Source organism: Serratia sp. EC4 (assembly GCF_059652115.1).
Map to the genome: position 1 here is coordinate 136,919 of NZ_JBNIDE010000002.1, position 20,688 is coordinate 157,606.

Below are 20,688 nucleotides of genomic sequence, written 5' to 3' on the forward strand. Positions count from 1 at the left end.
TCTCGACGGGGCCGGCATTGCCGGCCCCGTTTCTTTACAGCGAATTGACCAGCGCTTCCAACTGACCGCGATTGGTCTGCTTGGTGTCCACCTTGACGTAGGCGCTACGCTCTTCCGGCACCACGATCGCCTCGGCCACGCCGGGCTGCGCCTTCAGGCGGCTTTCCAGCGCCGAATCCTTCACCGCCAGTTCCGACAGCGTAATGCGCAGGCTGCTGACATACGGCGGCTCTTTCATGGTGCTGCTGATCAGGAACCAGACGGCGGCCAACACGGCACCAGCGATAAACACCAAGCCTGCCCCCTGTAAACCGTACAGCCAGCCGCCGAGGCTGCCGCCGATCGCCACGCCGATAAACTGGCTGGTGGAGTAGACCCCCATCGCGGTGCCTTTGTAGCCGGCCGGTGACTCTTTGCTGATTAGCGAAGGCAGAATGGCTTCCATCACGTTGAAGGCCATAAAGAACAGCTGTACGCCGGCGATGATGCCCCACAGGCGCGCGCCGGAGAGCCACAGCAGCACTTCGGCGCAAAACAGCACCGCCACGCAGCCCATAAACACCTGCTTCATGCGGCGATACTTTTCGGCATAGATGATGAACGGCACTACGGCGGCGAACGACACCAGCATGGTCACCAGGTAGACGATCCAGTGTTCGCTGGCCGCCAGCCCGGCTTTCTCCATCGCCAGCGGCAGCGCCACGAAGCTCGACATCAGCAGGATATGCAGGCACATGATGCCGACGTTGAGCTTCAGCAGGCGCGAGTTGCTCAGCACTTTGCGGAAGCTGCCGCGCACGATGCTGGACTCGCGGTTCAACAGATGGGTATCGGCGGAAGGCACTACTGCCAGAGTGATGACGATGCCGGCCAGCGCCAGCACGGCGATCATCCAGAACAACGCATGTAAGCCAAAGGCATGAGTGATGATAGGGCCCAGAACCATGGCGATGGCGAAGGTGATGCCAAAGCTGACGCCGATAAACGCCATCGCTTTGGTGCGGTTCTGCTCGCGGGTCAGATCGGAGAGCAGCGCCATTACCGCGGCGGCGATGGCGCCGGAGCCTTGCAACGCGCGGCCGAGGATCACGCCCCAGATAGAGTCAGTGACCGCGGCGATCACGCTGCCGAGGGCAAAAATCAGCAGGCCGCCGACGATCAGCGGCTTGCGGCCGATGCGATCGGACACCAGGCCGAACGGGATCTGAAACACCGCCTGCGCCAGGCCGTAGATGCCGATGGCGATGCCGATCAGCGCTTCGCTGGCGCCGTTGAGCGCCATGCCGTAGGTGGTCAGCACCGGCAATACCATAAACATGCCGAGCATGCGCAGGGAGAATACGGTGCCCAATCCCCAGGTAGCGCGGCGCTCCTGCGGGGTCATTGAATTATCGTTCACATCAAACCTCGGTAAAAACCATGCCATCAGACGTTGAGACAGCGCCTGATGGCATGATTTCTGTAAAGCTGCGTCATTTTAGTGTGCGGGGCAGGGGGGGTAAATCGAATGTTGTTTAACAGATATTACAGTTTGGCCGCTTTTCGGCGTGACAAATAAAATGGGCCGCAAAAGCGGCCCATTCACAGATGATTTGGTTTACCAAACGTAGGTCACCAGCGCTTCAGGCGCCGCCGTGGCGCTGAAGTCGATCGACATCATCACGCTCAGCGAGGTGATGGCGACGATGGAGAACACGAACAGTTTACGCGCCCAGACGCTGTCGTTTTCGGTCTTGTAACCGCGCAGCGCCATGCCCAGCCACCATACGCTCACCGCCGCAGCGACGATCAGGTACTTGTAGCCGGCATAACCTACCAGGGTCAGCATCAGCGTGGCGATCATAAATGCCAGGATGTAGACCGTGATGTGGTTCTTGGCGACGGAAATGCCTTTCACCACCGGCAGCACCGGAATGTTGGCCGCCTGGTAATCTTTAAAGCGGAAGATAGCGATCGCATAAGAATGCGGCATCTGCCACAGGCTAAAGATAGCCAGCAGGATCAACGCGCCGGCGTCGAACTCGTTGGTCACCGCGCAGTAGCCGATAACCGGCGGCGCGGCGCCCGACAGGCTGCCGATCAGCGTGCCGTAGACCGAATGGCGTTTCATGTACAGGCTGTAAACGCCGACATAAACCACGAAGCCCATCACCGCCAGCCACATGGCCAGCGGGTTGGCCGCGATATACAGCAACGCGAAGCCCGCAATACCCAACACGGTCGCATAAACCAGGGTGACACTCGGCGCGATCAGGCCTTTTACCAGCACCCGATTCTTCGTTCTCTCCATTTTCTTGTCGATGTCGCGGTCGATGTAGTTATTAAACACACAGCCCGACGCGACCACCAACGAGACACCCACCAGGGTGGCGAGAAACAGGGGATAGTCGATGCTCCCTTTGGAAGCGAGCAGGAATCCCCCAACGACAGAAATTAAATTGCCGAAAATAATTCCTGGTTTAGTGACTTGCAGGTATTGCTTAATCATCACGTGCAGCTCAGCTCTTAATCGACCATCATATTGATGTTGAGGTTGTACATAATCCAGAGTGAACCTACAACAACGATACCGATGATCATAGCGGTGAACAGCAATGCCACCAGGTTCCAGCGCTCTTCCGATGAGGTGTTCATGTGCAGGAAGTAAACCAGGTGAACAATCACCTGGATAACCGCCATACCGACAACAACCGCCAGGATGGTGGAATGAGAGGCGGAGCCGTTCATTACCATCGCAAATGGAATTACCGTCAGGATGATCGACAGGATAAAGCCGATCAGGTATGACTTCACGCTGCCGTGGCTTGCGCCGCCGTGAGAGGTTTCATGGGATGAATGGCTCATTACATAACCCCCAGCAGGTAGACAACGGTAAATACGCAGATCCAGACCACGTCCAGGAAGTGCCAGAACAGGCTCAGGCACATCAGGCGGGTTTTGTTGGTCGCGGTCAGGCCGAACTTGCTCACCTGAATCATCAGCACGATGATCCAAATCAGGCCGGAAGTCACGTGCAGACCGTGGGTGCCGACCAGCGCGAAGAAGCTGGACAGGAACGCGCTGCGATCCGGACCGAAGCCTTCGGCGATCAGGTGATGGAATTCATAGATTTCCATCGCCACGAAGCCCAGACCAAACAGGAAGGTCAGGAACAACCAGGTGTTTACACCGCCAACTTTACCCTTGTTCATGGCGATCATCGCCATGCCGTAGGTGATGGAGCTGAACAACAGCAGGAAAGTTTCGACCAGGACAAACTTCAGGTCGAAGATGTCTTTGCCTGAGGGACCGCCAGCGGTCCCGTTCACCAGGACTGCATAAGTCGCGAACAAGCTCGCAAACAAAATACAGTCGCTCATCAGGTAGATCCAGAATCCGAAGACTTTGGTCTCTCCCGCGTCGTGGTGCCCATGCTCTGCATGGGCTGCGTTATGATTGGTCAGAGTTTCAGTTGACATGGTTCACGCCTGCTTTACGGATTTGTTCGTAGTGTTGGTTCTCAATGCGCTCGATTTCATCAACCTGCACATAGTAGTCAACATCGTGATCGAAGCTCTTGCCGATCCAGACAACGATCATACCGATGAAGCCGGCCAGAGCCATCCACCAGATTTCCCAAATCATTGCGAAACCGAATACCAGGCTGAAGAAGGCGATGATAACGCCGGCGCCGGTGTTCTTAGGCATATGAATCGGTTCGTATTTAGCCGGTTTCTTATACGCTTCGCCTTTTTCTTTCATGTCCCAGAATTCATCACGGTCATGAATCTGCGGCACTACGGCAAAGTTATAGAACGGCGGTGGAGACGAGGTTGACCACTCCAGAGTACGAGCACCCCATGGGTCACCGGTCAGATCGCGGTTCTGTTCGCGGTCACGGATACTGACGAAGATCTGGGTCAGCTGGCACAGGATGCCGCAGGCGATCAGCGCCGCACCGCCGGCTGCAACCAGCAGCAGAGGGTGGAACTCAGGGTTGATGTTCTGGCTGATACGACGGGTCATGCCCATAAAGCCCAATGCGTACAGCGGCATGAAGGCGGTGAAGAAGCCGATGATCCAGAACCAGAACGCGCGGATGCCCCATTTTTCGTTCAGCGTGAAGCCGAAGGATTTCGGGAACCAGTAGGTCAGGCCCGCGAAGCAACCGAACACCACGCCGCCGATGATGACGTTGTGGAAGTGTGCGATCAGGAACAGGCTGTTGTGCAGCACGAAGTTCGCGCCCGGCACCGCCAGCAGAACGCCGGTCATACCACCCACGGAGAAGGTGATGATGAAGCCAACGGTCCACAGCATCGCGGAGTTGAGCTTGATACGGCCCTGATACATGGTGAACAGCCAGTTGAAGATTTTCACCCCGGTCGGGATGGAAATGATCATGGTGGCGATACCGAAGAAGGCGTTAACGTTCGCGCCGGACCCCATGGTGAAGAAGTGGTGCAGCCAGACGATGAACGACAGAACGGTGATCGCGATGGTTGCCCATACCAGTGAGGTATAGCCGAACAGGCGTTTTCTGGAGAAGGTCGCGGTGACTTCGGAGAACACGCCGAACACCGGCAGAACCAGGATATACACCTCTGGGTGACCCCAGGCCCAAATCAGGTTGATGTACATCATCATGTTGCCGCCCATATCATTGGTGAAGAAATGGGTGCCCAGATAGCGATCCAGGGTCAGCAGCGCGATGGTGACGGTCAGAATTGGGAAAGAAACGATGATCAGGACGTTGGTACACAGCGCCGCCCAGGTGAACACCGGCATCTTCATCATAGGCATGCCAGGGGCACGCATCTTCAGAATGGTGGCGAAGAAGTTCACGCCGGTCAGCAGGGTACCCAGACCGGAAATCTGCAGACTCCAGATCCAGTAATCGACCCCGACGCCAGGACTGTACTCTTTACCCGACAGCGGCGGATACGCCAGCCAACCGGTCTGAGCGAATTCACCGACCCCCAGGGAGATGTTGATCAGCACAACGCCCACCACGAAGAACCAGAAGCTCAGGGAGTTCAGGAACGGGAAGGCGACGTCGCGCGCACCGATTTGCAGCGGCACCACGACGTTCATCAGGCCGACCACGAAAGGCATCGCCATGAAGAAGATCATGATAACGCCGTGCGCGGTGAAGATCTGGTCGTAGTGGTGCGGCGGCAGGAACCCGGCTTCGCCGGCGGACGCCAACGCCTGCTGGCTACGCATCATGATGGCGTCGGCGAAGCCGCGCAGCAACATGACCATCGCCACGATGATGTACATGATACCAATTTTTTTATGGTCGACCGAAGTCAGCCATTCGCTCCACAGCCACTTCCATTTGCCGAAATACGTCAGCAGCGCCAGCACTGCCAGGCCCCCGACAATAATTGCGGCTACGGTGACCATGATGATCGGTTCGTGGTACGGAACCGCATCAAGTGTTAATTTTCCCAACATCAGTTATTCCTCGGCTCCGGCGTGAGCAGCATGTTCACCCATGTCCATACCTTGGCTCATGTCCATGCCTTCGTGCGCGCCAGCGCCCTTGTGCATATCCATGTCGCCCATGAATTTGGCAATTGTTTCTTTGAACAAATTCGGTTTGACAGCGGCAAAGTACTCAACCGGGTTGTTTTCACTCGGCTCTGCCAGTTTGTTAAAGTCGTCGGTGGTGTTCAGGTTTTTAGACGATGCCTTCACCTTGGCCACCCACTGATCGAAGTCGCCTTCGGTCGGGGTAACGATCGCGGTGAATTTCATACCGGAGAAGCCTGCGCCGCTGTAGCTGCTGGAGATGCCTTTGTAGGCACCGGCTTCGTTGCCGATCAGGTGCAGTTTGGTCTGCATGCCGGCCATCGCATAAATCTGTCCACCCAACTGCGGGATAAAGAACGAGTTCATTACCGAGTTAGAGGTGATCTTGAATTCGACTGGAACATCTTTCGGGAAAGCCAGCTCATTAACGGTCGCAATGCCTTGTTCCGGGTAGATGAACAGCCATTTCCAGTCGAGCGACACCACTTCGATCGTCATCGGCTTCTTGTCGGTGACAATCGGCTTGAACGGATCGAGTTCGTGGGTGGTCTTCCAGGTAATGGTGCCAAGGATGGCGATGATAATGATAGGAATGGTCCAGACGACCGCTTCGATCTTGTTGGAGTGGGCCCAGTTCGGACTGTACTTGGCGTCTTTGTTGGAAGCGCGATACTTCCAGGCAAAGGCGAACGCCATGAAGATAACTGGCACCACTACGATCAACATCAACGCGATTGCAGTGATAATCAGTGTCCGTTGCTCAACACCAATTGCTCCTTTGGGATTCATCAAAACCATATCGCAGCCACTGAGCAATACAGTGCCTGCGATTAATGACAGCATCCCAATACTTTTATTGTATTTCTTAAGTCTCATCTAACGACCTCAATAACAAAGGCTCAATTGTCGTTTCATGTGTGCGGGCATTTTACGGGAAGGTTGCAGTACTGTAAACATGCTTAAGGGAGTGTCAGCGGCTTGTTGACACTTTCTGTTAAGGGGGTCACAGATGTAACCCTGCGTGACAATTTACCAATGACAACAACGCGTTGGCACGCTGAATCGTGACGAGCAGCCCGTATGTTAAGGAAAACTAAAGGTATGATGAATTTGGCGAAGAAATGCGCGGCGGGGAAATACGCAGAAAAGGTTTATTTAATGTAAAATAATTGTGTCTTAAAGGTGAATTTAATTTTATTTCCGAGCGCGGCAGTCGGATAAAAAAATAATTTCCGCGCCGATTATCTTTTTTTACCGAAATAAATATACCCCCGGATCGCTTTTTTTTCGGCCGGCGAAATCACCGGCCGTTCAGATTATGCCAAACGGGTGCGGCGCAGGGCGAGGTAATCCAACGTACTGCCCATTGCGACGCCGAGCAGGCTCAGCGCGGCGCCGACCTGCAGCAGCCGATCGGCCAACTGCGGGGCCTGCGTCCACTCCAGCGCATTGGCGATAAGCAACAGCAACCACAGGCCCAACAGCGAACAGCCTAGCGTCAGCAAGCGCAGTGCCCAACGGTAAGATTCTGAAAACTCGGTGCGCGGCATAAAATTGCCATGCTGCTGGGTGTGCTCCAGCGTCTGACGACAGATACCGAGCAGCAGCAAGCCGGGCAGGGCAGCGGCGATAGAGAACAGGTAGAACAACGGCCAACCGTGGGCTTCGACGAACCAACCGGCGATCGGACCGACATAGACACGCCCTACGGCGGACAGCGCCGACAGCAGCGCGAACTGGGTGGCGGAGAACGACCGGTTGCACAGCGTCATCAGCAACGCCACGAAGGCCGCGGTGCCCATGCCGCCACACAGATTTTCGAGGAAGATGGCGCTGCCCATGGTGAGCAGGCTCTTGTCGGTCACCGCCAGGATCCAATACCCGAGATTGGAGACCGCCTGCAGGACGCCGAACAGCATCAGCGCGCGGAACAGGCTGAGACGCTGCATCAGCACGCCGCCGAACAGGGCGCCGACGATGGTCGCGAACAGGCCGAGGGTTTTGTTCACCAGCCCGACTTCACCGGCGTCGAACCCCACGCCGCGGATCAGGAAGGTGGTGCTCAGGCTGCCGGCGAAAGCGTCGCCCATTTTGTACATCACGATCAGCAGCAGGATCAGCCAGGCGTTGTTGCGGCCGAAAAAATCGCGCAGCGGCGCGACGACCGCCTGTTCCATGGTGCGCGGCGCCGGGATGTTTTCGTCCGGCTCAGGCGCCAGCAGCGTGGCGGCCACGCCGATCAGCATCAACCCGGCCATCAGCCAGTAGGTGGTTTGCCAGCCGAAATAGCGATCCGCCAGCCACAGCGCCAGGCCGCCGGAAACCAGCATCGCCAGCCGATAACCCAGCACCGAGATCGCCGCGCCCGTGCCCCGTTCTTCGGCTTTCAGCAGATCGGTTTTATAGGCGTCGAACACAATATCTTGCGAGGCGGAGCAGAACGCCACCAGCACCGCCAACGCCGCCAGCCACCACAGGTGCTGCGCGGGCTGCATAAAGCCCATCGCCACAATCGCCGCCACCAGCAACAGCTGGCTGATCAGCAGCCAACCGCGCCGCCGCCCGAGAAACGGCGGGGTATAGCGGTCCATGAACGGCGACCAGAGGAATTTGAAGACGTAGGCCTGGCCCACCAGTGAGAAGATGCCGATGGTTTTCAGATCGATATTTTCGACGGTCATCCAGGCTTGCAGCGTGCCGGAGGTCAATGCCAGCGGCAGACCCGACGCGAAGCCCAGCAGCAGCAGAATGGCGGAGTTACGCTGGGTGAAGATGTTCAAATAGTGTTTCGACATGAGTTCCCTGTCTGCGCCGCCCGATCCGCCGGGCGGCACAAGGCGCGGCGATTAACGCGCGTTTTGCTTGATGAAATCGTTGACGCTGGTGTCCTGAGCCATGTCGGCGATCACGTCGCCCAGCACGGAGTTGACGGCGTCGGTGATCTTCTCGTTGGTCGCCGTGAAGGCGCCCTGCACGTTATAGGTCGAGCGGTAATTCTTCACCTGTTTGTTGCCGTTCTTCGCCTGGGCGATGATCGAGATGTCGGCTTTGGTGGTGATGTTGTAGCGCAGGTTACCTTCGGCGACGTCCGCGTACAGATTATTGACGACGATTTGCAGCGCCACCGGGCCGTCGGCGCCGATCATGTAGCCACGTGCGCCCATCTGTTTCTCCAGCACTTCCTGCAGCAGGAAACGCAGATCGCGCGATGGCGTCAGCGTGACCAGCTGGCCGTCGCGGTTCACCTTGGCCAGCGCCTGGTCGGTGCGCTGATCCGCGCCGTTGATGCTGACAGTGATGCCCTGCAGGGTAGGATCCTGCTGCGGCAGAACGATTTTCGGCGTGACGTTCAGGGTGTTGCTGCTGGTCGCGCAGCCGGCCAGCAGCAGGGCGGCCAGCAAAGGAAGACAAAGTTTCTTTAACATGTTTTCTGTCTCATTCTCGATGGATTTAGCAATAATCAGAGCGGGATAGCCGACAACAAATTGCCGACATCATAGCATCGCCGCCGTGCGGTGGAAGCGCGGAAGGCGCCTGAGTGACAAATTTTTACCTGCCGTTGATAAAAACACGCTTTTTTGGCCCGCTCAATCGGATAATCCCCCAAGCGGCGGGGATGGTGCTCATCATTTGACCGCAGAAAAGAGAAATTTGTCCCGGCGATGGTCTAAACGGGGGAAAACCGGCTAATATTGAACTAGATGGGCACGGTCCTCTGCCGGTGTTGTAAGGAGATCCTATGATTCGCGAGCAAATAGAAGCAAAGTTAAGGGCGGCGTTTGAGCCCGCGTATCTGGAAGTCGTTGATGAAAGCTATCGTCATAACGTTCCGGCGGGTTCAGAAAGCCATTTCAAAGTGGTATTGGTCAGCGATCGCTTCGTCGGCGAACGTTTTTTGACGCGCCACCGCTCCATCTACGGCGTATTGTCGGAGGAGCTGGCGGACGGCGTACACGCGCTGGCGCTGCATACCTATACGCTCAAAGAGTGGGAAGGTCTGCAGGATACCGTGCCGGCCTCGCCGCCGTGCCGCGGCGCGGGCACGCTGGCCTGAGGGGGAAATTTTCAGGTATCAGTGGAACTTTGCCCTTGAATTAGGGTATTACTACTGACGAATTTTGAAACGGCCTGCGGGCCGTTTCTGTTTTTGACGACGACACGGCCGACGCGCAATGTGGCCAACGTTCGGTCTGTTTTGGCGGCCTTTTGGCGATCGAATCGGCAAAAGTGTGAGTTTTAGCGCGCCTGCGCCGCCTAGCTTTCCTCGACTCGCCACGCATGCGCCGCTATAATGTCGCGTCTTATTTTTCCGGAATGGTTTCGGGACGCTTCTGTCATCAGGGAACTCGGTTCTTATCTGTAGCCGTCCTGGTTCTTGGAACGGAGTTGACCGAGCACTGTGATTTTTTTGAGGTAACAAGATGCAAGTTTCAGTAGAAACCACTCAAGGCCTTGGGCGCCGTCTCTCTATTACTGTACCGGCTGATACTATCAAGCAGGCGGTGAAGAAAGAGCTGATCAACGCAGCGAAAAGCGTGCGTATCGACGGCTTCCGCAAAGGCAAAGTGCCGATGAACATCGTGGAACAGCGTTACGGCGCCTCTGTTCGTCAGGACGTGCTGGGCGAAGCGATGCAGCGCAGCTTCGTTGACGCGATCATCAAAGAAAAGATTAATCCGGCCGGCGCACCAAACTACGTGCCGGGCGAGTACAAAGAAGGTGAAGACTTCACTTTCGCCGTTGAGTTCGAAGTGTATCCAGAAGTTGAGCTGAAAGGCCTGGAAAACATCGAAGTTGAAAAACCCGTAGTTGAAGTGAACGACGAAGACGTCGACGCGATGCTGGATACCCTGCGCAAGCAGCAGGCAACCTGGAAAGAAACCGATCGCGCAGCGGAAGCTGAAGATCGCGTGACCGTTGACTTCACCGGTTCTATCGACGGTGAAGAGTTCGAAGGCGGCAAAGCGTCCGACTTCGTGCTGGCAATGGGCCAGGGCCGCATGATCCCAGGCTTCGAAGAAGGTCTGGTTGGTCACAAAGCGGGCGAAGAGTTCTCCATCGACGTGAACTTCCCGGAAGACTACCACGCGGAAAACCTGAAGGGCAAAGCGGCCAAATTCGCTATCGTGCTGAAGAAAGTTGAAGAGCGCGAGCTGCCGGAACTGACCGAAGAGTTCATCAAGCGTTTCGGCGTGGCGGACGGTTCCGTTGCCGGCCTGCGCACCGAAGTTCGCAAGAACATGGAGCGCGAGCTGAAAGGCGCGGTGCGTAACCGCATCAAGTCTCAGGCGATCGACGGCCTGGTGAGCGCGAACGAAATCGACGTGCCTGCTGCCCTGATCGACGGCGAAATCGACGTGCTGCGTCGTCAGGCTGCACAGCGTTTCGGCGGCAACGAGAAGCAAGCGCTGGAACTGCCACGCGAACTGTTCGAAGAGCAAGCGAAACGCCGCGTAGTGGTTGGCCTGCTGCTGGGCGAAGTGATCAGCACCAACGATCTGAAAGCTGACGAAGACCGCGTGAAGACGCTGATCGAAGAAATGGCTTCTGCCTACGAAGATCCAAGCGAAGTCATCGAGTTCTACAGCAAAAACAAAGAGCTGATGAACAACATGCGCAACGTGGCTCTGGAAGAGCAAGCGGTTGAAGCCCTGCTGGCAAAAGCGAAAGTGACTGAAAAAGCCACTACCTTCAGCGAGCTGATGAACCAGACTCAACAGGCGTAATGCCGGCGTGCCGGGCGCGATGAACGGCGCCCCCGGTTTCGCCTGGCGAACCGGCGCACGATGAAAAAGCCCGCAACCTCAGGTTGCGGGCTTTTCTTTTTGCCACGTTGCTGATTAATCTCAGGTTAAGCGGGATAATATGCACTATATTTACCCTGTTGCCTGGGGAACTGGCTGGCATGATAACGGTCAGATTAACGGCATCGTTTTCGGCGCGCGGAGAAAATCGGCCCCTGGGCTTGAAATTGCGCCGGGATCCCCCAATCTGTAAAGAATGATTCTGGGGCTGTTTGCCAAAGTGCGCGGGATAAACTAACCGTCGGGTACGTGCGGCGCGGGTCGAATGCTTGAGCATAGTCATCATGGCCGTTCTCAAGTAGAATCGGCGTATTAGGGTGACACCCTGGCCGCCAAGGCAATTTCTATTAGGAGACGGTAATGTCATACAGTGGCGAACGAGATCAATTTGCACCGAACATGGCGCTGGTGCCGATGGTGGTAGAGCAGACTTCACGCGGGGAGCGTTCTTACGACATTTATTCCCGCCTGCTGAAAGAGCGCATCATTTTCCTGACCGGCCAGGTGGAAGATCACATGGCCAACCTGATCGTGGCGCAAATGCTGTTCCTCGAAGCGGAAAGCCCGGAAAAAGACATTTTCCTCTACATCAACTCGCCGGGCGGGGTGATCACCGCGGGCATGTCGATTTACGACACCATGAAGTTCATCAAGCCGGACGTCAGCACCATCTGTATGGGCCAGGCGTGCTCAATGGGCTCCTTCCTGCTGACCGCGGGCGCCAAAGGCAAACGTTTCTGCCTGCCGAACTCGCGCGTGATGATTCACCAGCCGCTGGGCGGCTACCAGGGCCAGGCGACGGACATCGAAATCCACGCGCGTGAAATCCTCAAGGTGAAAGCGCGCATGAACGAACTGATGGCCGAGCATACCGGCCAGCCGCTGGAGCAGATCGAGCGCGACACCGAGCGCGATCGCTTTATGACCGCGGAAGAAGCCGTGGAATACGGCCTGGTTGACGGCATTCTGACACACCGCAGCTAGAACCACGCGGCGCCGATGGACTATAGTAATCAGAGTGGGCAGGGGCTCGCTCTGTTGTAGCCCCTCGGCGTTCCCGATATGAGTTTGGGCGCACTGCCGCCGTGATTTTCCTGCGGGACAAGACTAAAGAAGAGGTTTGACTGATGACAGATAAGCGCAAAGACGGTTCAGGAAAGCTGCTGTACTGCTCTTTTTGCGGCAAAAGCCAGCATGAAGTGCGTAAGCTGATTGCCGGGCCGTCAGTGTATATCTGCGATGAATGTGTCGATCTGTGTAACGACATTATTCGCGAAGAGATTAAAGAAGTTGCCCCGCATCGTGAGCGCAGTGCGCTGCCGACGCCGCACGAGATCCGCCACCACCTGGATGACTACGTCATCGGCCAGGAGCAGGCGAAGAAAGTGCTGGCGGTTGCGGTGTACAACCACTACAAACGCCTGCGCAACGGCGATACCAGCAACGGTATCGAGTTGGGCAAGAGCAACATCTTGCTGATCGGCCCGACCGGCAGCGGCAAGACTCTGCTGGCGGAAACGCTGGCGCGCTTCCTGGACGTGCCGTTCACCATGGCCGACGCCACCACGCTGACCGAAGCCGGTTATGTGGGCGAGGACGTGGAAAATATTATCCAGAAGCTGTTGCAAAAATGCGACTATGACGTGCAGAAAGCGCAGCGCGGCATCGTTTATATCGATGAAATCGATAAGATTTCCCGTAAGTCCGACAACCCGTCGATCACGCGTGACGTTTCGGGTGAAGGCGTGCAGCAGGCGCTGCTGAAGCTGATTGAAGGCACCATCGCCGCGGTTCCGCCGCAGGGCGGGCGCAAGCATCCGCAACAGGAATTCCTGCAGGTCGATACTTCCAAGATCCTGTTTATCTGCGGCGGCGCATTCGCCGGCCTGGATAAGGTGATCGGTCAACGCGTCAACACCGGCTCCGGCATCGGCTTCGGCGCGACCGTCAAGGGCGAGTCCGAGAAGGCCACCGAAGGCGAACTGCTGCTGCAGGCCGAACCGGAAGATTTGATCAAGTTTGGTCTGATCCCTGAGTTCATCGGCCGTCTGCCGGTGGTGGCGACCCTGAGCGAGCTGAGCGAAGACGCGCTGATTCAGATCCTGAAAGAGCCGAAGAACGCCCTGACCAAGCAGTATCAGGCGCTGTTCAATCTGGAAGGCGTGGAGCTGGAGTTCCGCGACGAAGCGCTGAACGCCATCGCCAAGAAAGCCATGGCGCGCAAAACCGGCGCCCGCGGCCTGCGTTCCATCGTGGAAGGCGCGCTGCTCGACACCATGTACGATCTGCCGTCGATGGACAGCGTAGACAAAGTGGTGATCGACGAGTCGGTGATCGCCGGCCAATCCAAACCGCTGCTGATTTACGGCAAGCCTGAAGCCCAGGCGTCTGGCGAATAATTAGCCAGTTAAACCAGCGCGTTATCAGCAAAATGGGGGATTTCATCCCCCATTTCTTTTTCCTGCATTCTTGCCGTTGAATGTAAGAGATTCATCCCCATATACTCATTAACCAGATTTTATGAAACGTTAGATGCTTGCGTCTCATGAGATTCCCCCTCAACCTGGCGGAAATTAAACTAAGAGAGAGCTCTATGAACCCTGAGCGTTCCGAACGCATTGAAATCCCCGTTTTGCCATTGCGCGACGTGGTGGTTTATCCGCACATGGTGATCCCGTTATTTGTTGGCCGGGAAAAATCGATTCGGTGCCTCGAAGCCGCAATGGATCACGATAAGAAGATCATGCTGGTGGCACAGAAAGAGGCCTCAACGGATGAACCTGGCATTAACGACTTGTTCTCGGTCGGCACCGTAGCGTCGATCCTGCAGATGCTGAAGCTGCCGGACGGCACGGTAAAAGTGCTGGTCGAGGGGCTGCAGCGCGCACGCATCACTACGCTGTCCGACAGCGGTGAGCATTTCGCCGCGCAGGCGGAATACCTTGAGTCGCCGGCTATCGACGAGCGCGAGCAGGAAGTGCTGGTGCGCACCGCGATCAATCAGTTTGAAGGCTATATCAAACTGAACAAAAAAATCCCGCCGGAGGTGCTGACTTCACTCAACAGCATCGACGACGCCGCGCGCCTGGCGGACACCATCGCCGCCCATATGCCGCTGAAACTCAGCGATAAGCAGTCGGTGCTCGAGATGTCCGACATCACCGAGCGTCTGGAATACCTGATGGCGATGATGGAATCGGAGATCGACCTGCTGCAGGTTGAGAAACGCATCCGTAACCGCGTCAAGAAGCAGATGGAGAAGAGCCAGCGCGAGTACTATCTGAATGAGCAGATGAAGGCGATTCAGAAAGAACTGGGCGAGATGGACGACGCGCCGGACGAGCACGAAGCGCTGAAGCGCAAGATCGATGCGGCGAAAATGCCGAAAGAGGCGCGCGAAAAAACCGAAGCGGAACTGCAAAAGCTGAAGATGATGTCGCCGATGTCGGCGGAAGCGACCGTGGTGCGCGGCTACATCGACTGGATGCTGCAGGTGCCGTGGAATGCGCGCAGCAAGGTGAAAAAAGACCTGAACAAGGCGCAGGAAGTGCTCGATACCGATCACTACGGCCTGGAGCGCGTCAAGGATCGCATCCTCGAGTACCTCGCGGTGCAGAGTCGCGTCAGCAAAATCAAGGGGCCGATCCTGTGTCTGGTGGGGCCGCCGGGCGTGGGTAAAACCTCGCTGGGGCAGTCGATCGCCAAAGCGACCGGTCGCCAGTACGTGCGCATGGCGCTGGGCGGCGTGCGTGACGAAGCGGAAATCCGCGGTCACCGTCGTACCTACATCGGTTCGATGCCGGGCAAACTGATCCAGAAGATGGCCAAGGTTGGGGTGAAGAACCCGCTGTTCCTGCTGGATGAGATCGACAAGATGTCTTCCGACATGCGCGGCGATCCGGCTTCCGCTCTGCTGGAAGTGCTGGATCCGGAACAGAACGTGGCGTTCAACGACCACTATCTGGAAGTGGATTACGATCTGTCCGACGTGATGTTCGTCGCCACCTCGAACTCGATGAACATTCCTGCGCCGCTGCTGGACCGTATGGAAGTGATCCGCCTGTCGGGTTATACCGAGGACGAGAAGCTCAACATCGCCAAACAGCACCTGCTGCCGAAGCAGCTTGAGCGCAATGCGCTGAAAAAAGGCGAACTGACGGTCGACGACAGCGCCATCATCGGCATCATTCGCTTCTACACCCGCGAAGCCGGGGTGCGTAGCCTGGAGCGTGAAATCTCCAAACTGTGCCGTAAAGCGGTGAAAACGTTGCTGATGGACAAGAAGCGCAAGCATATCGAGATCAACGGCGACAACCTGAAGGATTACCTGGGCGTGCAGCGCGTCGATTACGGCCGTGCGGATACCGAAAACCGCGTGGGCGAAGTCACCGGGCTGGCGTGGACGGAAGTGGGCGGCGATCTGCTGACCATCGAAACCGCCTGCGTGCCGGGCAAAGGCAAGCTGACCTACACCGGTTCTCTGGGTGAAGTGATGCAGGAATCGATTCAGGCGGCGCTGACCGTGGTGCGTGCGCGCGCGGAGAAATTGGGCATCAACGCCGATTTCTACGAGAAACGCGACATCCACGTGCACGTGCCGGAAGGGGCGACGCCGAAAGACGGCCCGAGCGCCGGTATCGCGATGTGCACCGCGCTGGTCTCCTGCCTGACCGGCAACCCGGTACGCGCCGATGTGGCGATGACCGGCGAGATCACGCTGCGCGGTCAGGTGTTGCCGATCGGCGGCCTGAAAGAGAAACTGTTGGCGGCGCACCGCGGCGGCATCAAAACCGTGCTGATCCCTTACGAGAACAAGCGCGATCTGGAAGAGATTCCGGACAATGTTATCGCCGATCTGGAGATTCATCCGGTGCAGCGAATCGATGAAGTTTTGAACATTGCGTTGCAAAACCCGGCCTTCGGCGCACTGCCGGTAGCGGCAAAATAGTGACGAATCGCAAAAACCATTGATAAAACTTATACTGGCAAGCCATTTCGGACTTGCCAGTATTTTTTTGTACCGCTAAGTTAGATCTCTGTCGGCCCGCGTTTTGTCACCCAGTCGGTGGCTTGCCAAGGTTCGATGGGATTGATATAACAGCTGCGCTGTCGCAACCGTAGGGATTTTTCGGTGCGACGATAGAATTCTAGAGGGGATGATAGAGTGAATAAGTCACAACTGATCGACAAGATTGCCGCAGGTGCTGATATTTCCAAAGCGGCAGCGGGACGTGCTTTAGACGCAGTAATCGCTTCCGTTACCGACTCCCTGAAAGCAGGGGATGACGTGGCTCTGGTAGGTTTCGGTTCCTTTACCGTGCGTGAACGTTCGGCCCGTACCGGCCGCAACCCGCAGACCGGTAAAGAGATCAAGATCGCGGCAGCCAAAGTACCTGCCTTCCGTGCAGGGAAAGCGCTGAAAGACGCTGTAAACTGATTTAGCGTCTAACCGTTTAGCGTAACAGGGTTTTGTAATAAACAATCACCTGACGCAGCGGTGCTGGTAAGGTAAGATACAAGGCGCATCGGACTGATGCGCTTTTTTTATTTTTGTCGCAGGGAACGCGCCTGCGCAAGGGTTGTTAATCCACATCACAGCGGAGTGTTGTCACACTATGATGGACAATTTACGCGCGGCTGCCAATCACGTCGTGCTCAAAATCATCCTGGCCCTGATCATCCTGTCATTCGTTCTGACCGGGGTGGGTAACTACCTGATCGGCGGCTCCGGCGATTATGCTGCGAAAGTAAATGGTCAGACGATCGAACGCGCTCAGCTGGAACAGGCTTTCCAAAGCGAGCGCAGCCGCATGCAGCAGCAGCTGGGTGACCAGTTCTCTGCGCTGGCCGGCAACGAAGGCTACATGCAGCAGATGCGCCGTCAGGTGTTGTCCCAGTTGATCGACAACATGCTGCTCGACCAGTACGCCAAAAAGTTGGGCCTGGCGGTCAGCGACGATCAGATCAAGGACGCCATCCGCAAGGCGCCTTACTTCCAGACCAACGGCCAGTTTGATAACGCCAAATACCTCGACCTGATCGGCCGCATGGGTTACACCGCCGACAACTTCGCGCAGTCGATGCGTCAGCAGTTGGTCAATCAGCAGGTGATCCAGGCCTTCGGCGAGTCCGGTTTTGTGCTGCCGTCTGAATCGCAAGCGATGGCGGCGCTGGTGCTGCAGGAGCGCGACGTGCGCCTGGCGACCATCGATTTGAAAGCGCTGCAGGCGAAACAAAGCGCCGGCGACGACGAACTGAAGGCGTATTACGATCAGAACAAGAACAGCTTCATCGCCCCGGAGCAGGTGAAGGTGAGCTATATCCCGCTGGACGCGGCGTCCATGCAGGACAAGGTGAAAGTGAGCGAAGAGGACATCAGCGCTTACTATGACCAGCACAAGAGCAGCTATGGCCAGCCGGAGCGCAAAAACTACAGCGTGATCCAGCTGAAAACCGAGGCGGAAGCCAACGCGGCGCTGGACGAGCTGAAGAAGGGTGCCGATTTCGCCACCCTGGCGAAAGAGAAATCCACCGACATCATCTCACGCCGTACCGGCGGTGAGCTGGGGTGGCTGGAGCCGGAAACCACCGCCGATGAGCTGAAGCAGGCTAACCTGACCGAGAAAGGGCAGCTGTCCGGCGTGGTGAAATCCTCTGTCGGCTTCCTGATCGTGCGTTTGAACGACATCGAACCTGAGAAATTGAAACCGCTGAGCGACGTGCATGACGCTATCGCCAAGCAGGTGCAGCAGGAGAAAGCGGTAGACGCGTATTACGCGCTGCAGCAGAAGGTGAGCGAAGCGGCGACCAGCGACAACGAATCTCTGGCCTCGGCTGAAGAAGCGGCCGGCGTGAAAGCGGCGCAAAGCGACTGGTTCACCCGTGACAACATTCCTGCCGCGCTGAACTTCAAGCCGGTGGTGCAGGCGATCTTCGACGGCTCGCTGATCGGCGAGAACGGCGCGCCGGGCAGCAACTCTGACGTGATCACCGTAGACGGCGACCGCGCCTTCGTGGTGCGCGTGAGCGGCCACAAGCCGGAAGGCATCGAACCGTTCGACCAGGTAAAAGACCGCGTGGCGGAACTGGTGAAACGCAACAAGGCGCTGCAGGCAGCGAAGCTGCAGGGCGAGAAGCTGTTGGTTGAGCTGAAGCAGGGCAAGGGCGATGAAGCGATGAAAGCCGCCGGCCTGAGCTTTGGCGCCGTGCAGAAGATGGCGCGCGCGCCGGAAGACAGCCAACTAGTGGAGAGCGTGTTCGCGCTGCCGCACCCGCAGGACGGCAAACCGGTGTACGGCATGTCGCAGGATCGCCAGGACAACGTGGTGCTGATTGCGCTTGATGCGGTGAAGCCGGGCACGCTGCCGGAAGACGAAATGAAAACCTTCGTCGGCAAGATGGAAGAGGGCGCGACCGGCGTCTCCTTCGATTCGCTGCTGGCGAGCCTGCGTAAAGAAGCCAAGATCAAAATGGGCGCCGCTGAGCAACAGCCTCAGTAATCGCCGCATTTTTCTGCAACGCAGTGCAACAAACAAAGGCCGCTTTCGCGGCCTTTTCCACATCTGATATCCGCCGATTGCTGAATATCCGCCGCCGCGGCAAGGTAGCCGTGCTGTCACACACAAGGAGGATACAGCATGCAATATTCAGAGAAAAAAGCGTTTTTCGGTTACCGTCGTCACGTTAACGCCGCGCTGACCGCGCTGTTGTTATGCCTGGCTGGGCCGGCCGCCGCGGTGGAAAAAAACGAGGCGCCCATGCTCTCAACACCGGCGAGCAATGGCGGACAATCGGTGATGACCAAGGCAACCGAAGAGGCGGCGGTCAGCATCAATCAGGCCACCGCCGAACAGCTGGCCGCCGCCCTGAGCGGCGTCGGTCTGAAGAAGGCGGAAGGCATCGTGCGCTATCGCGAACAGAACGGGCCATTCACTCAGGTTGAGCAGTTGCAGGAGGTGCCTGGCATCGGGCCGGCGCTGTTTGAGAAGAACCGCACCCGGCTGAAAATGTGATCCCGGTCGCGGCTGCGTGGCAAAATGCCGCTGAGGCCGTGACTCCTCTGCTACATTTTACAGGTCTTACCAGTTTGGCGCATTGACCAAACGGGCGAGGGAGCCAGCGTGGCTCCCTCTTTCTGTAATCACCAGGCAGGAGCGATCGTTCCCTATGCAAACCTTTATCAAAGTTCGCGGTTATCACCTTGATGTTTACCAGCACGTTAACAACGCCCGCTATCTGGAGTTTCTGGAAGAGGCGCGTTGGGAGTGGTTGGAGAACGAAGCCGGGTTCCGCTGGATGACGGAAAACAACATCGCTTTTATCGTGGTGAACATCAATATCAATTACCGCAGCCCGGCGGTATTGGGGGATAAACTGCGTATCGACAGCCAGATGGTGCAGCTCAACGGCAAGAGCGGGGTGCTGAGCCAAAAGGTGACGCAGGATCCGGCGGGGACGCCGGTGGCAGACGCGCTGCTGACTTTCGTGTGCGTCGATCTGAAAACGCAGCGGGCGCTGCCGATCGAAGGCGAATTGCGCGAGCACCTGGAGGCGCTCACGCTGAAGGATAATCTGCAGTAAGCTCACGGGCGGCAGAGGTTGCCGCCGTCACTGCCCTCAGGCCAGGCCGGCTTTCTGTTTCAACGCCGCCATCACTTCTGCCTGGTTGGCCCGGTACTGCGTCAGGCCATTGGCGCGCAGGTTGCAAGCGGCGCACTCGCCGCAGCCGTCACCCTTGATGCCGTTGTAGCAGGTCAGCGTATCCTGGCGTACGCGATCCAGCTGGTGGTAATAATCCGCCAGCGCCCAGGTCTCGGCCTTGTTCAGCCACATCAGCGGCGTTTCGAAGCGGATATCGCGGGCGATGCCCAGCGTCACCGCCTTGTTCAGCGCTTTAACGAACTCGTCGCGGCAATCCGGGTAGCCGGAGAAATCGGTTTCACACACGCCGGTGATCACCGCTTCCGCTTCGACCTGGTAGGCGTAGATCGCCGCCAGCGTCAGGAACAGGATGTTGCGGCCCGGCACGAAGGTGCTCGGCAGCGCATTTTTCTGGTTGGGATCGTAGGCGGGAACCGGAATATTGTCGCGCGTCAGGCTGCTGACGGCCAGCTCATTGAGCAGCGTCACGTCCAGCACCTTGTGCGCTTTGGCGCCGAGGGCCACCGACAGCTCCTGAGCCACTTCAATCTCGGCGCGATGGCGCTGGCCGTAATCGAACGTGACGCAGTGAACTTCGTCATACTGTTGCAATGCCTGGATCAAGCAGGTCGTGGAGTCTTGTCCACCGCTGAAAACGACAACCGCGCGCTTCATAAAATCACCTTTTTGGGCTTTGGCCTCTCCCGATACACATTCGGGCGGCAGG

Annotated in this window: 18 protein-coding genes; 9 read left to right on the forward strand and 9 right to left on the reverse strand. The window is 57.2% G+C overall.

Annotated elements, in window-relative coordinates; all coding sequences use genetic code 11:
- Positions 1-34: 34 nt before the first annotated feature.
- The 8 genes from ACP39K_RS07300 to ACP39K_RS07335 all read right to left on the reverse strand — a co-directional run bounded on the left by ACP39K_RS07300 (position 35) and on the right by ACP39K_RS07335 (position 8,942).
- Positions 35-1,399 carry an MFS transporter gene (locus ACP39K_RS07300; RefSeq protein ID WP_048795896.1) on the reverse strand — a complete coding sequence of 455 codons (1,365 nt, stop codon included), beginning with the start codon at positions 1,397-1,399 and terminating at the stop codon, positions 35-37.
- 198 nt (positions 1,400-1,597) lie between these two features.
- Positions 1,598-2,488 carry a heme o synthase gene (cyoE, locus tag ACP39K_RS07305; protein WP_015376842.1) on the reverse strand — a complete coding sequence of 297 codons (891 nt, stop codon included), beginning with the start codon at positions 2,486-2,488 and terminating at the stop codon, positions 1,598-1,600.
- 17 nt (positions 2,489-2,505) lie between these two features.
- Positions 2,506-2,844, reverse strand: a complete 339-nt coding sequence (locus ACP39K_RS07310) for a cytochrome o ubiquinol oxidase subunit IV (protein ID WP_016928864.1) — start codon at positions 2,842-2,844, stop codon at positions 2,506-2,508.
- Positions 2,844-3,458: a cytochrome o ubiquinol oxidase subunit III gene (locus ACP39K_RS07315; RefSeq protein WP_004940367.1), complete on the reverse strand. Its 615-nt coding sequence runs from the start codon at positions 3,456-3,458 to the stop codon at positions 2,844-2,846. Before ACP39K_RS07315 ends, ACP39K_RS07310 begins: the two co-directional genes overlap by 1 nt.
- On the reverse strand, positions 3,448-5,439 hold the full coding sequence (cyoB, locus tag ACP39K_RS07320; RefSeq protein WP_004940366.1) for a cytochrome o ubiquinol oxidase subunit I: 1,992 nt from the start codon (positions 5,437-5,439) through the stop codon (positions 3,448-3,450). Before cyoB ends, ACP39K_RS07315 begins: the two co-directional genes overlap by 11 nt.
- 3 nt (positions 5,440-5,442) lie before the next feature.
- Positions 5,443-6,393 (reverse strand): cytochrome o ubiquinol oxidase subunit II, encoded by a 951-nt coding sequence (gene cyoA / locus ACP39K_RS07325; protein WP_004940365.1) that lies wholly within the window; start codon positions 6,391-6,393, stop codon positions 5,443-5,445.
- Positions 6,394-6,833: 440 nt separating this feature from the next.
- Positions 6,834-8,312, reverse strand: a complete 1,479-nt coding sequence (gene ampG, locus ACP39K_RS07330; protein ID WP_497008399.1) for a muropeptide MFS transporter AmpG — start codon at positions 8,310-8,312, stop codon at positions 6,834-6,836.
- A gap of 51 nt (positions 8,313-8,363) precedes the next feature.
- A complete protein-coding gene (locus tag ACP39K_RS07335) occupies positions 8,364-8,942 on the reverse strand; it encodes a lipoprotein (RefSeq protein WP_004940363.1) in 579 nt (192 codons plus the stop codon).
- A gap of 314 nt (positions 8,943-9,256) precedes the next feature.
- On the opposite strand from ACP39K_RS07335, the gene bolA reads away from it, so the two are divergent.
- The 9 genes from bolA (at position 9,257) to ACP39K_RS07380 (ending at position 19,901) form a co-directional block, all read left to right on the forward strand.
- Positions 9,257-9,571, forward strand: coding sequence for a transcriptional regulator BolA (gene bolA, locus ACP39K_RS07340; protein WP_004940361.1), 315 nt, complete (start codon positions 9,257-9,259; stop codon positions 9,569-9,571).
- Positions 9,572-9,938: 367 nt separating this feature from the next.
- Positions 9,939-11,243 (forward strand): trigger factor, encoded by a 1,305-nt coding sequence (gene tig, locus ACP39K_RS07345; protein ID WP_004940358.1) that lies wholly within the window; start codon positions 9,939-9,941, stop codon positions 11,241-11,243.
- Positions 11,244-11,681: 438 nt separating this feature from the next.
- Positions 11,682-12,305, forward strand: coding sequence for an ATP-dependent Clp endopeptidase proteolytic subunit ClpP (gene clpP / locus ACP39K_RS07350; protein ID WP_016928858.1), 624 nt, complete (start codon positions 11,682-11,684; stop codon positions 12,303-12,305).
- A gap of 143 nt (positions 12,306-12,448) precedes the next feature.
- Positions 12,449-13,720: an ATP-dependent protease ATP-binding subunit ClpX gene (gene clpX / locus ACP39K_RS07355; RefSeq protein ID WP_004940354.1), complete on the forward strand. Its 1,272-nt coding sequence runs from the start codon at positions 12,449-12,451 to the stop codon at positions 13,718-13,720.
- 194 nt (positions 13,721-13,914) lie between these two features.
- Positions 13,915-16,269 (forward strand): endopeptidase La, encoded by a 2,355-nt coding sequence (gene lon / locus ACP39K_RS07360; protein ID WP_004940352.1) that lies wholly within the window; start codon positions 13,915-13,917, stop codon positions 16,267-16,269.
- 216 nt (positions 16,270-16,485) lie between these two features.
- Positions 16,486-16,758, forward strand: coding sequence for a nucleoid-associated protein HU-beta (hupB, locus tag ACP39K_RS07365; RefSeq protein ID WP_004940351.1), 273 nt, complete (start codon positions 16,486-16,488; stop codon positions 16,756-16,758).
- A gap of 178 nt (positions 16,759-16,936) precedes the next feature.
- A complete protein-coding gene (gene ppiD, locus ACP39K_RS07370; RefSeq protein ID WP_016928857.1) occupies positions 16,937-18,820 on the forward strand; it encodes a peptidylprolyl isomerase in 1,884 nt (627 codons plus the stop codon).
- A 138-nt stretch (positions 18,821-18,958) separates the two neighbouring features.
- Positions 18,959-19,333 (forward strand): ComEA family DNA-binding protein, encoded by a 375-nt coding sequence (locus ACP39K_RS07375; RefSeq protein WP_033641142.1) that lies wholly within the window; start codon positions 18,959-18,961, stop codon positions 19,331-19,333.
- 154 nt (positions 19,334-19,487) lie between these two features.
- On the forward strand, positions 19,488-19,901 hold the full coding sequence (locus tag ACP39K_RS07380; RefSeq protein WP_089184301.1) for an acyl-CoA thioesterase: 414 nt from the start codon (positions 19,488-19,490) through the stop codon (positions 19,899-19,901).
- Positions 19,902-19,937: 36 nt separating this feature from the next.
- Here the strand turns inward: ACP39K_RS07380 and queC are convergent, their stop codons facing one another.
- Positions 19,938-20,636 carry a 7-cyano-7-deazaguanine synthase QueC gene (gene queC / locus ACP39K_RS07385; RefSeq protein ID WP_004940343.1) on the reverse strand — a complete coding sequence of 233 codons (699 nt, stop codon included), beginning with the start codon at positions 20,634-20,636 and terminating at the stop codon, positions 19,938-19,940.
- Positions 20,637-20,688 lie beyond the last annotated feature (52 nt).

What these genes read in the sequence shown, in the direction of transcription:
- lon (WP_004940352.1), top strand. Translation starts at nt 13,915, where the DNA reads ATGAACCCTGAGCGTTCCGAACGCATTGAAATCCCCGTTTTGCCATTG.
- clpP (WP_016928858.1), top strand. Translation starts at nt 11,682, where the DNA reads ATGTCATACAGTGGCGAACGAGATCAATTTGCACCGAACATGGCGCTG.
- queC (WP_004940343.1), bottom strand. Translation starts at nt 20,636, where the DNA reads ATGAAGCGCGCGGTTGTCGTTTTCAGCGGTGGACAAGACTCCACGACC.
- bolA (WP_004940361.1), top strand. Translation starts at nt 9,257, where the DNA reads ATGATTCGCGAGCAAATAGAAGCAAAGTTAAGGGCGGCGTTTGAGCCC.
- clpX (WP_004940354.1), top strand. Translation starts at nt 12,449, where the DNA reads ATGACAGATAAGCGCAAAGACGGTTCAGGAAAGCTGCTGTACTGCTCT.
- ACP39K_RS07380 (WP_089184301.1), top strand. Translation starts at nt 19,488, where the DNA reads ATGCAAACCTTTATCAAAGTTCGCGGTTATCACCTTGATGTTTACCAG.
- ACP39K_RS07310 (WP_016928864.1), bottom strand. Translation starts at nt 2,844, where the DNA reads ATGAGCCATTCATCCCATGAAACCTCTCACGGCGGCGCAAGCCACGGC.
- ampG (WP_497008399.1), bottom strand. Translation starts at nt 8,312, where the DNA reads ATGTCGAAACACTATTTGAACATCTTCACCCAGCGTAACTCCGCCATT.
- cyoB (WP_004940366.1), bottom strand. Translation starts at nt 5,439, where the DNA reads ATGTTGGGAAAATTAACACTTGATGCGGTTCCGTACCACGAACCGATC.
- tig (WP_004940358.1), top strand. Translation starts at nt 9,939, where the DNA reads ATGCAAGTTTCAGTAGAAACCACTCAAGGCCTTGGGCGCCGTCTCTCT.
- ACP39K_RS07315 (WP_004940367.1), bottom strand. Translation starts at nt 3,458, where the DNA reads ATGTCAACTGAAACTCTGACCAATCATAACGCAGCCCATGCAGAGCAT.
- cyoE (WP_015376842.1), bottom strand. Translation starts at nt 2,488, where the DNA reads ATGATTAAGCAATACCTGCAAGTCACTAAACCAGGAATTATTTTCGGC.
- ACP39K_RS07375 (WP_033641142.1), top strand. Translation starts at nt 18,959, where the DNA reads ATGCAATATTCAGAGAAAAAAGCGTTTTTCGGTTACCGTCGTCACGTT.
- cyoA (WP_004940365.1), bottom strand. Translation starts at nt 6,393, where the DNA reads ATGAGACTTAAGAAATACAATAAAAGTATTGGGATGCTGTCATTAATC.
- ppiD (WP_016928857.1), top strand. Translation starts at nt 16,937, where the DNA reads ATGATGGACAATTTACGCGCGGCTGCCAATCACGTCGTGCTCAAAATC.
- ACP39K_RS07335 (WP_004940363.1), bottom strand. Translation starts at nt 8,942, where the DNA reads ATGTTAAAGAAACTTTGTCTTCCTTTGCTGGCCGCCCTGCTGCTGGCC.